The following is an 11,523-nucleotide window of genomic DNA, read 5'->3' on the forward strand; positions in this document are numbered from 1 at the left end:
ATGGGGAATAGTGTTCGCGATCATTACGTCGCGAGGCAGTCGAGCTCATCTGCGAAAATGCGTAGTCGGACGTGAAAATCTCACCGGCCCTAAGCAATTCGACATTCTAACGCTTGCGCTGCCGGATTTCGACATACGCAGAGGAAGTCGTTCCGGCATGATCGCCCATGTCAACCTAGGCGTTGCAACGCCAATATTCCCGGGCCACAGGCTTGTTCGTCTCAAACTCTGATGCGGGCAGCGCCATCATAGATGTCTGACAACGGCACAGCACGCTGGGGAGTAGCCGACGAATACCCACGGGGTATGCCTCTGATGCGCCCATCGCGAGAAACACCCAACGTAGTTCACTAAACACAATAGCGGATGACAGCATATGCCATTGTGTGCCAACGCAATTCAGTTAGTGACGCTGAGTTCCGGGATTACCTCGGTCGCGAACCGCCGAAGCCATCGCCGGCGGTCGGCGACCGGTACGCCCGGGGTTGCGGTGTGCAACAGAAAGTGGTTGAAACCCGCATCGATGAATTTCTGCGCCTTCTGCCGCACGGTCTCTGGGCTGCCGATTAGCTGCCACTCTGTCCACGCCGGGATATTGGCCGGGTCCGTCATCCGTTTCATGCCTGCGAACATCCCGCGCCATCCCGCGTAACTAGGAATGTCTTCCCAGTTGGTCTCGTGCGGCGTGTAGTGGTCGATCTGGGCCCGCATGAACGCCGGGATCTGCTGCTGTGCCTCAGCGATCGCCTGCTCGTCGGTGTCGGCGATGATGCAGTTGATCATGATCGGGAAGGCGTTGTCAGGATCCACACCTCGGGTGGAAGCGACTTCTTTCCACGACCGCAGAGTGGCGACCTGCGCATCGAGGTTCCCCACCGACGTACAGATCGGTGGTAGGCCAAGATTTGCCATCATTCCCGCGCTCTCAGGGCTTCCGATGGCCCCGTAGAACTGGACGTTCTCGGCCCTGGCCTCTGGCCGCAGCCGTACGCGCTTGGGCATCGTGACATGGTTGCCCTGGTACTGGAACGGCTGGCCTCGAAGCGCGCTGTCGATCACCTCGTAGTGTTCCCGGAACAGACTGCGGCTGGCATCCATGTCCAAGCCGAACGCGTCGTATTCGTACTTTGCGGTGCCGCGGCCGATCCCCAGATGCAGTTTTTGCTTGGTAAGCAGACTCAGCATCGCCACCTCCTCCGCTGTCCGCAGCGGGTCCTGCCAAGGCAGCACGAGAACGCAGGTGCCTAGCTCGGCCAACGGGAATCTCGCCGCGAGGTGGCTCAACATGAGCAACGGGCTCGGAGTGGGAAAGTAGTCGCTGAAGTGATGCTCGATCAGCCAGACCGATTCGTAGCCCAGCCCGAGGTTGTGTTCGCAATCGTCAACCAGATCGCGGTACAGCCGCGCATCGGTGGTCCCGGGCACGCCGGCGGCGCAGGCTACGAATCCGAATTTCAGGTCGTTTTTCATTGCAAGTTGTCCAATTCTGAGATGCGGGCCTGCTCCCAGGCCGCAGCAATCTGCATGTCGTCGGCGAGGAGGGCACGCAGCGTGCTTCCGATTCGATCTATGGCATTCCGGCCGGCGCTAAGCCGACCGGCCAGGACGGGGAACGCGTGCATCATCGCGGGTTCGCGATGCAGCAGGACCTGGGTTCCGGCCGCGCTTGCCTGATCGGCGAACGTCTCGGCCTCGTCCCTGAGAATATCGAGTTCTGCGGTAATGACTAAGGTGTCGGGTAGTCCGCCGAGGTTATCCGCGATACCGGGGGCCGCGTACGCCAACCGTCTGTCCGCCGGCTCCTGAACGTAATGCTCCCAGTACCAACGCATTTCCGCTGCGGAAAGGAATGGGTCGGCTGCGAACTCGGCTGCACTGGCCGATGCCAAGTCCGGATCCAGGACCGGGCAGATCAGCACCTGTGCCCGGATCACGGGTCCGCCTTCGTCCCGCGCCTGAAGGGCCGCCGACGCAGCCAAGTTGCCGCCGGCGCTGTCCCCGGCAACGACTAATCGACTGGGGTCGAGCCCGAGCCCGGCACCGTGCTCATGAATCCATCGCACGCTGGCAAACGCGTCATCAGCCGCAGCCGGAAAAGGATGCTCCGGTGGTTGCCGGTAGCCCACACTGAACACCGCCGCTCCCGACGCATCGGCCAGCGCCCGGCACAACCCATCGTGGCTTTCGATATCACCGAAAACCCAACCGCCACCATGGAAGTAGAGAATCACCGGCAGCATCGGAGCCGAGGTTGACCGATATAGCCGGCCAGGCAGAGAGCCGGAAGTGGTTGCCATCTCCACGTCACAAGACTCAACTCCTGTCGCTGTCGCCGACAAAGGACCAAAGAGCGTCCGGAAGTTGCGCCGGCCTTCGTCCAGCGGCAGATCGCGACTCGACGGAAGCGGATTCTCAGCCAGCTCGGACAGCAACGCCATGGCCTCGGGATGCAGCCGTTGCAGGTGAGGCACGGTCATGCCGTCACCGGCCGATCGAGGTCCGCATATCGGGCTGTAAACGCCTCGGCTGCCGCCGCGAAGCACTCCACCGGAGCGACCAGAAGCCCGGCGCCGATCTGACCACCATCCCGGCCCGCCAGCCCGCCATCGATGATGGGTAGTACACCTGTGTCGAGCACGGAGAACAGATCGATACCGGTCGGCGTGCCACGGTATCCGAGGTACGGGATCCGGTAGTCGGGACTCTCCGCAGCCGTAATGCGGTACATCGCAAGGTTTTCTCTGACCATCGCGTCAGCCGATCCACCCTGGTAATCCTGCAGCGCGAACGCAGCCGCCTGCGCGAAACCACCCAGTCCGACGGTCTCGGTGATCATGCTCTCGCCGCCGATCCACTCGATGTCGTCTTCGGTGTAGCCGTCGAAGAGTTGTGCCTTCACCGTCGGCATCGGACCTGTAAACCACTGTTCACCAAGGCCGCTCACTCTAATGGCGAAATTGCGGGAACCGAGCGTCATCGCGGTGATGATGCTGGAGCCCTCGATCCCCGCAGCGGCATCGGCGGTAGCCTTCGCCGCCGCCATGGACAAGCGCAAGAAAAAATAGTCGTTTTCCGACAAGAACTCCCATGCCTTGATGATCTGTTCACGACTGACATCGGCGTCCGCGCCGAGGTCGAACAGCCGTGCAACCAACTCTCGGGAGAACAACAGCGACGCCGCGGTGTTTCGACTGTGCAGCTCGTCGCCCATGTTTAAGGCGCGACGGATGATCGGCTTGAGGGCGATACCGTCTGAGGCCCGCACGGCTGCTCCGATAACCGGCCCCACGACATCCTGGAGAAACCGTAGACCGTCGCGCACCCCCTCGTCGTACGAGCCGTAATTCAAGCGGAATCGTGACTTTCCTTCGTATAGATTGCAGTATGCGGTGTTGCTCCCGGCCGCGTTGCGCACAACGAACACCGGCATCGACGCCGTATAGATGCCTGCCACCGAGCCGACACAGTCGTGGTCGTGACAAGCACCAACGGTGATGTCGCCCCGGTCAAGCAGCTGTGCCGCCCGCTCTGGGTCTGCCGCCAAGCCTTCGTAGACGGCACCATAAAGGATCGCTCGCCGCTGGCCGGGACCGTATTCTCGCCAAGGCAGCGGCGGCCCCGAGGTCAGGATAGTTTGCGAGTCCATGCCGGGCACTACGTCCCCGGCCGGACGTACGCCCACCAGAACCGGGTCAGCTGCGAACATCGCCTGAACCGCAAGCGAATTCGCATTCTGCCTGCTGCTGTTCATCATCATTCGTCGATCACCCTCAGCACCAGTTGAAGTACTGCTGGAATTCCCAGGCGGTGATCTCAGAACCAGCGGGATCGGTTCCGGATTCCTTGCACCAGTCGACATACGCGTTCCATTCGTCGTTCTTCAGCTGTGCGTACAGCTCGACAAACTGATCGCCGAAACATTCGCGGGCCAACGGTGATTCCGTAAAGGCTGCGATGCTGGCCGGCAGGGTAGATGGCAGCGCCGCGTACCCGCCCTGCTCGACCGGATCACCGACACACAGTGGCGGTGGCTCAATCTTGTTACGAATGCCGTACAGGCCGCCCCACAAGATCGCCGCCAATGATAAGTACGGATTAACATCCGGCGACGGTGCGCGATGCTCGAACCGGGTGTGCTTGGCCGGTACCGAACCGTGTACCAGACGCAACGCCACCGCGTGATTGTCCAGGCCCCAGGATGCGTCGACCGGGTTCCAAGCCTGGTGGTCGAACCGCCGGTAGGAATTAACCCACGGACGCATGACCAGATGAAAGTCAGACATAGTCGCCAAAACCCCTCCGGCAAACCATCTTCCGATCTCAGTGAGCTGTTCGGTTTGAGGGTCCCAGAAAGCATTCCGGCCGTCGCGCCACAAGCTGACGTTGTGGTGGCAGCCATTGGCGGAATCGTTGGTGCCCCGATGTAGAGCCGGCATGAAGGTCGGCACCACCGACAGTTCATCGCATAGCTGCCGCAGATATGCCTTGGACCGCACCGCGTCGTCTGCGGCTTTCAGTGCAGTTTCATGACCGCAGGTGTACTCGTACATCCCGTGGCCGTACTCGGTGTGGAACACCTCGACGTCGATGTCGACACTCTTTGTACGCGAGAGGAATTCGATGGCCAGCGGAGCGAACGACGGCGTTCTGGTCACGCTGTAGAAGTCAAGGCCCCGGCCGAACGTCTTCAGTTCACGGTAGCGCTTCTCCCGCATCAACGCGTCGTCGACCTCGTACAGGTAGAATTCCCATTCCAGCGCGGCCCGCGCCTCAATGCCCAGATCCGCGTATTCCGAGGCGATTCGGCGCAGCATCTGCCGGCCGTCCAACGGACAGGGGCTGCCATCCTCCATGAAGAGGTCGCAGAGCACCCCCGCGATCTCCGGATTCCACGGCCACTCGGTCGCCGTGCCAGGGTCTGCCACCGCGACCATCTTGGGAAACCCATTGGAGAAGTCGCTCCACTCGGTCAACACAATCTCGTCACCGCTGCGTGCCGACATCATCAGGGTCGACACCCCGGTGCCCGATGTCGACAAGCCCTTCTCCAGGGTGGTCAGCTTGCCGCGGAACACCCCGTTGATATCGGAAAACTCCATCTGCGCAAACCTGGCACCGGATTCCGATAGCCGGGCGAGAGACGCCTCGCACTCCATTTTACGTTGCGATGCAACCTGATCGAACATGTCCGCTTCCTTTCGGGAGGTGGTGTTAACTACGAGGCAGCGGTGACGCCGCCGTCGACAGGAATGACAGCGCCGTGGATATACGACGCACGGGGCGAGAGCAGAAACTCGACGAGCTCAGCAACTTCAGCGGGCTCCCCCATCCGTTTCATCGGCACCTGCGCCGCAGCGCTCTCTTCGCCTCCGGACGCGGCACGCATGTGCTCGCTCATCGGTACCGCGATGAATCCCGGCAGCACCGAATTGACCCGAATCCCACTGTCGCCTAGCTCGCACGCCAAATATCTGGTGAATTGATTCAGAGCCGCCTTGGTGGCGCCATAGAGCGAAGCACCGGGAAACCGGCCGATACAACTGGCGATACTGCTGATATTCACGATCGAGGCCTGTGGCCGTAGATGCGGCAGCGCGGCACGGCAGACCCGCGTCGCACCTGCGACGTTGACTTGCCACAGCAAGTCCAGATCAGAGTCTGCGAACGCAGCAACCGGATTCGCCCGGAGAATACCAGCGCAGTTGACAACAGCGCCCAAGTTGCCCAGATCGGTGGCTGCGGCCACACACGCCTTTACGCTGGCGCTATCCCCTACGTCGAGCGGAAACGGATGAATGCTGCCCCTGGCGGTTGCGCCGGCAACCGCCGCCGGAAGATCCGCCGCCACAACGGTGTAGCCCGCCTCTGCGAGCCGTTCAGCGATGGCCCACCCGATACCACCCAACCCGCCGCTCACCAACGCCACATCGGACTCAGGGATCGTCATGGCAGCATCTCCTTTTCTGCCAGACCGGCATACCGGTCTGGCAAGTTCCTGTTGAGCACCCTGCCGCTCGGGCTATTCGGCATTGCGTCGGTGAACACCATGTATTTCGGCCGCTTGAAGCAGGTAAGGCGTTGTGGTGCAAATATATTCACTGATTCATCGGTAACGGCAACTCCGACTTTGAGATCCGGAAGGGCCGTGGTCATCGTGAGCCGACGAGCTCTGCCGATCGACGACGTTGCTGGACTAAGCATGCGGAACGGATATCTCCTCTTGATTTGGATGCCCGGTACGGGCTATGAAAGGCCGCACCAGTCCATGGCGGTCAGCGCGATACTGCGGGCGGCTGTCACAATTTCCGCGACCTCGACCGATTCGTCGGCTTTGTGTGCATTTACGAGATGCCCTGGCCCGTAATTGACCACCGGGATGCCCAGTTCGGACATACAACTCGCGTCACATGCAGCCGGGAACGCCTCGACGGGCGACCGTCCGCCGCTCGCCACCAGATGCGCCGAACCCAGTGCCGCAACAATGGGATGGTCCACCGCGGTGTGATAGCCGGTGTAACTCAGTGGCCAGGTGAACACCGGCCGATGGGCCGACAGCCAAGGGTCGATCGACACTGCGCGGGCGATGAATTCAGTGATCTCGGCCTGGATCGCGGCGGGCTCTTCGTCCTGCGGGTACCACACCAGAAAGTCGATCTCGCAGTATTCAGCGAACATCAGCGGCGCATCGATTCCGTTGGGACCGCCGTTGATGATCCCCGGCATGATTGTGAAGTGTCCGGGCAGATAGTGCGGGCGTTGCTTACTGATCCCCCAGTGCTCCTCGAGCCGGTAGAGCGCCTGCAGCACGAGATAGCCCTTATCGATGGCATTGACGCCGGCCCGGTGACCAATTCCGCCGGCGCGCACCAACTCCCGCCGCATTCCTGGGTGGCCGGCCTTGCCCTCCACCCGCACTTTGCCCCACAGGAGGGAGGCCGCGGTGGGATTGATCGACAGCGGTCCACCGAAACTCGCGGACGGTTCCATGACGATCGCTGCATCAGCGGTGTAGCCGCGGTCGAGCAGCAAGCCCGTGCCGATCTCCCGTTCTCCGACCTCCTCACCGGCCACCGAGTGCACTATCAAGTCGCCTGCAAGGCGGATGCCGCACTCCTGCAGTGCTTTCGCAGCCCAAAAGCCAGCAACTACACCGGCTTTCATATCGCAGGCACCTCGACCGTAGATCCGGCCGTCGTCGAGCTGGGCACCGAACGGGGCGAACGTCCAATTGTCCTCGCCGCCAGTGGGTACGACGTCGATATGCCCATTGAGCAGCAACGAACGCCCGCCACCCGAACCCCGCACCACCCCAACGAAATTCTCGCGTTTTGGTGCGCTCCAGAGGGTCTCAGTGGTGTCGAAGATTCCTGCAAACGAGTCGCGCAGGACGAGGTTGGCTTCTGACTCGTAACCGATGTGGTCATCGAACCGGGTACCCGGGTAGTTCGGGTTCACACTGGGCACTCGAATGAGCTCGCGCACGCTTTCGACGAGATCGGCGCTTGTTTCGTCGATCCAGCGTAATACCCGATCAGCGGCTTCAGTTCCCATTGCCGACCCACCCTGCTGGCCGTAGGTCGGCCCACCCGGCCACCTGCTCAAGCTGAGCAGCGACGCGGATCAACGTCGCCTCGCCAGCCATCGGAGCGGCTAGCTGAATGCCGATCGGCAAGCCGTCTACCAGACCTGCTGGCAGGCTAATTGCCGGTGTACCAGTCACGTTGAGCACCGCCAAGTAAGGGAAGAGCTCCACACAGCGCCGGACCCACTCGGCGGGAGTCACGTCCACGTCGGCGTTGAAGTGCCCAATCGGCGGCGCCGGCACGCTGGTGGTTGCTGTTAGCCACAAGTCCCACTGGTCGAAGAATGTGCCCATAGCCCGCGACACCGCGTTGAACGCCGCGACCATTCCGGCCAGCTCGATTGCGGTCACGCCGCGGCCCATTTCGGCCAGCCGGAGCGTAGACAATTCCAGGAGGTTCTCATCCACCTCCACGCCGAGCGCGTCCGCAGCAGGATATACCGCGGTTGCCGCGCCTGCCGCCCAGGTCGTCGTCAACGCCTCGCTGAACTGATCCCATTCGACTGTGGGGCAGGCGAATTCGACGTGATGACCGAGATCTGACAGTGTCTCGGCGGTGCGCCGGACAGCCGCGACAACGCCGGGGTCGGTGGCGTGGCCGGTCCAGGAGTCGGGCTGCACCGCAATCCGCAACCGCCCCGGCTCCGCGCCAACCTGCGACGCAAACGACTGGCCAGGCGCCAACATGGTGAACTTCTCCCCTGATGCGAATCCACTGACTGCGTCGAGCATCGCCGCGGTGTCACGCACCGTGCGAGTGATCGCCAGCTCAGTGGCCAAGCCGTACATCGCTTCCTGAAGATCAGGGCCGATCGGGATTCGGCCACGACTAGGCTTGAGCCCCACTAGCCCAGTGAATGATGCCGGGATGCGGATCGATCCCCCGCCATCGTTGGCGTGCCCCAACGGAACCGCACCCGCTGCGACCAATGCCGCGGTGCCGCCGCTGGACCCGCCCGGGGTGCGTGAAATGTCCCACGGATTGCGGGTAGCCCCGCCCAGCACAGGCTCGGTACCCGCGCTGAGCCCGAATTCTGGGGTGCGAGTGGTGGCCATCGCGGCTAGGCCAGCCTCGCGGAACCTACGCATCAGCTCGGTGTCGTGGTCGTGGACCATGCCGGTGCCGAACAATCTGCTGCCGCAGTGGGTGGGCACACCCGCCGCGTGCAACAGAATGTCCTTGAGCACGAACGGAACTCCCGCGAACGGTCCATTCGCGTTGTACTTCAGCGGCTGCTGCCAGGGTCCGTCCACCACCGCGTTCAGCTGCGGCTGTAGCGATTCGATCGCGGTCCGGGACACCGCCTGGACCTCGGCCGCGCTGATCTGATTGCTGCGGATCAGACCTGCCAGACCTACCCCGTCAAATTCGGCGTACTCGTCAATCCGCATGTGCACCATCCGGAACGGAGGTCCAGATGTCATGCGACATGGACCAGGAACCGTCCGCCTGTCGACGGTGGACGATTAGGTAGTTGCCCGCCAATGTTGTCATCGAACCCGTTGCCGGGTCGCGGACGTCAGCGACGGATCGGCCTATCTCCACCGCGAGGTCTCCGGAGGTGAAGAACTCGTCGACTTCGACACGTTGACCGCATAGCCCCTGCGTGAACATTGCCCGCAACGTGTCCTCGATGGCCGAACGGCCGCGGATCACCATGCCGCTCGGTGGCATCAGTGTCCCGTCGGATTCATAGAGCGCGGCCAGTGCGGCAGCGTCGTGCTCATCGATCGCGTTCGACACGGCGCGATGCACGGCGGCGAGGCCAGTGCGGTCGAGGGTTGGCGACGACATGGTCAGCGCGCCTCGGCGAGTTTCCAGCTGGTCTTCTGGTTCGGATCACCCGGCAGCACCCCGATCGTGCCGGCGTTGACCACCGCTGACGAGTTCTTGAAGACCGGAATGACATACCGGCCGAAGTACTCGATGGTGCTCATGATGTTCGCGTGGGTGTCGCCGTCGATCTTCAACACGATCTCGTCGGCGCCCAGCGCCTGGTACCGAGCGATCTGCTCGATGCAATGGTCGGGGTCGCCGACCATGATCGTCGGAGACAGGTCGCGAAGGTAGCGCGCGTCGTCGACATGATCCCGAAGTTCCTTGACCCGCTCGAAGCCGTGGTATCCGCTGTCGGAGCGTTCGGCCAGCTGCGCGTAGATGTCGTTGATGATTGCGCGCGCCGCCCGCAGAAGTCCGGGTTCTGCTCGCCGCATGGCCTCGTCGTTGGTCTCGGCGCAGACTGCCGTCATCGCGAAGGCGCCGGCCGACCGCACTGCATAGGCACCCACCGGCTTGATCTCGGATTCGGGAACACCCCAGTACGCCTTCATCTGCGGTTCGAGGTTCTCCCAGCCGAGGTACAAGTCACACGTCACCATGCCGAGACCTTTCCGGGCAGCGTCCTCGGCCGACTCCACGCTCTGAACGATCTTGTAGAGCGGCGGGTGTGGTTCCTGAACTCCTTTGGGAGTCAGACAGCGTTCGGGAATGTTGCCCCAGTACTTGCCGTCATGACTGAAGGTTTCGTTGGTCAGTGCCCTCACGATCAGGTCCAAGGCTTCTTCGGAACGGCCCTTTGTTTCGTCAAGCGACACCCCAAACGCGTCCAGCTGAAGCAGGGTATTGCCGCGTGCCGTGGCCATCTCGACGCGACCATTGGAGAAGATGTCCGTCGTCGCCAGCTGCTCGGCAACCAGAACCGGATGCACGGTCGAGATCAGCCGGCTCATGTGTCGCAGCCGAATCCGGTTGGTGCGCATGGCCACTGCCGTAAACAGACATTCCGGCGACGGGGTCACTGCCAGGTCGGCAAAAAAGTGGTGCTCTGAGGTCCCCCAGGCATCAAAGCCCATCTCCTCGGCGAAGACCGCCTCCTGCACCATGTCCCAATACCGACGGTGGTGGGTGGTGCCCGTCTGGGTCTCGCACTCCGTCAACATCACGAATCGCATGATTAACTCCAATGGCCGCAGTAGGTTTTCGATGGCGGTGGCTGTCCAGCCCCACTAGATCGAGTTTTCATTCCGGGGGCGGTGCATACATCCGGGTGTCGTCGGTCACGTAATTCCCCAGGGGTTGCTGTCACGTAATTCCCCAGGTGTGGGCCTCGTGTTGGTCTTACCGGTCGGGGCGGGCGTTGTCTAGGTGGTGGTGCGGCCGGGTCGTTTCCGGGGTCGGTAGCTGGGTCCGTCCATGAGGACTTGGTGGCTGGTGTTGATCAGTCGGTCGAGTAGGGATTCGGCCACGACGGGGTTGGGGAACAGCGGGTACCAGTCTTTGGGGGCGCGGTTGCTGGTCAGGATGAGGGGTTTGCCAGCGATGGCCCGGTCGGAGACCAGATCGTAGAGATCGTCGGATTGGGTGGTGGTGTGCTCACGCATCGCGAAGTCATCGACGATCAGTACCAGGGGCCGGGTGTACTCGCGCATGCGCTGGCCGATGGTGCGGTCGGCGTGTCCGCCGGCAAGGTCGGCGAGCATGCGGGCGCATTTGACGAAGCGGATGTCCCCGCCGCGGCGGGCTACGTGATGTCCGAGTGCTTGTGCCACATGGGTTTTGCCGACGCCGACGGGGCCGTAGAGGATGACTGATTCGCCGGCGTCGAGCCAGCGCAGGGCGGCCAGGTCGCGCAGCATCGCGGCGGGCAGTTTCGGGTTGGCGGTGAAGTCGAAGTCTTCGAAGGTGGCCTGTTCTTCGAACTTGGCGCGGCGCAATCGCCGTGTGAGAGCGGCGGATTCGCGGCGGGCGATCTCGTCTTGACAGAGGGCTTGCAGGAATTCGAGGTGGCCGAGGCCGCCGTCGCGGGTTTGGGCGAGCCGGGCATCGAGGGTGTCGAGCATGCCGGACAGTTTCAGGGTGCGCAGCGCGGTGCGTAGCGCCGGATCACAGATAGACATGGTGGGCTTCCTTTGAAGGTTGATTATGTTGCAGCAGTGTGGAA

At 62.4% G+C, this 11,523-nt stretch carries 10 protein-coding genes; all 10 read right to left on the bottom strand.

Going from position 1 to position 11,523, the window contains the following annotated elements:
- Positions 1-399 precede the first annotated feature (399 nt).
- Positions 400-1,470, bottom strand: a complete 1,071-nt coding sequence (locus tag ACZ5IQ_RS17905; RefSeq protein ID WP_406776240.1) for an LLM class flavin-dependent oxidoreductase — start codon at positions 1,468-1,470, stop codon at positions 400-402.
- Positions 1,467-2,477 (bottom strand): alpha/beta hydrolase, encoded by a 1,011-nt coding sequence (locus ACZ5IQ_RS17910; RefSeq protein ID WP_406776241.1) that lies wholly within the window; start codon positions 2,475-2,477, stop codon positions 1,467-1,469. The genes ACZ5IQ_RS17905 and ACZ5IQ_RS17910 overlap by 4 nt, the downstream gene beginning before the upstream one ends.
- Complete coding sequence (locus ACZ5IQ_RS17915) at positions 2,474-3,757, bottom strand: YlbE family protein (RefSeq protein WP_406776242.1); 1,284 nt, start codon at positions 3,755-3,757, stop codon at positions 2,474-2,476. Before ACZ5IQ_RS17915 ends, ACZ5IQ_RS17910 begins: the two co-directional genes overlap by 4 nt.
- Before the next feature lie 13 nt (positions 3,758-3,770).
- Positions 3,771-5,186, bottom strand: coding sequence for a glutamine synthetase family protein (locus ACZ5IQ_RS17920; protein ID WP_406776243.1), 1,416 nt, complete (start codon positions 5,184-5,186; stop codon positions 3,771-3,773).
- Between the two features lie 29 nt (positions 5,187-5,215).
- Positions 5,216-5,947 carry an SDR family NAD(P)-dependent oxidoreductase gene (locus ACZ5IQ_RS17925; protein WP_406776244.1) on the bottom strand — a complete coding sequence of 244 codons (732 nt, stop codon included), beginning with the start codon at positions 5,945-5,947 and terminating at the stop codon, positions 5,216-5,218.
- Between the two features lie 296 nt (positions 5,948-6,243).
- The gene (locus ACZ5IQ_RS17930) at positions 6,244-7,551 is read right to left on the bottom strand and encodes an ArgE/DapE family deacylase (protein ID WP_406776245.1); all 1,308 of its coding nucleotides are present in this window, start codon (positions 7,549-7,551) and stop codon (positions 6,244-6,246) included.
- On the bottom strand, positions 7,541-9,007 hold the full coding sequence (locus tag ACZ5IQ_RS17935) for an amidase (protein ID WP_406776246.1): 1,467 nt from the start codon (positions 9,005-9,007) through the stop codon (positions 7,541-7,543). The genes ACZ5IQ_RS17930 and ACZ5IQ_RS17935 overlap by 11 nt, the downstream gene beginning before the upstream one ends.
- Entirely contained in the window at positions 8,964-9,377 is a 414-nt protein-coding gene (locus tag ACZ5IQ_RS17940; RefSeq protein WP_406776247.1) for a YybH family protein, read from the bottom strand. The genes ACZ5IQ_RS17935 and ACZ5IQ_RS17940 overlap by 44 nt, the downstream gene beginning before the upstream one ends.
- Positions 9,378-9,379: 2 nt before the next feature.
- Complete coding sequence (locus ACZ5IQ_RS17945; RefSeq protein WP_464481484.1) at positions 9,380-10,522, bottom strand: LLM class flavin-dependent oxidoreductase; 1,143 nt, start codon at positions 10,520-10,522, stop codon at positions 9,380-9,382.
- A gap of 201 nt (positions 10,523-10,723) precedes the next feature.
- The gene (gene istB / locus ACZ5IQ_RS17950) at positions 10,724-11,479 is read right to left on the bottom strand and encodes an IS21-like element helper ATPase IstB (RefSeq protein WP_074360265.1); all 756 of its coding nucleotides are present in this window, start codon (positions 11,477-11,479) and stop codon (positions 10,724-10,726) included.
- Positions 11,480-11,523 lie beyond the last annotated feature (44 nt).

This window comes from Mycobacterium toneyamaense, from assembly GCF_055384815.1.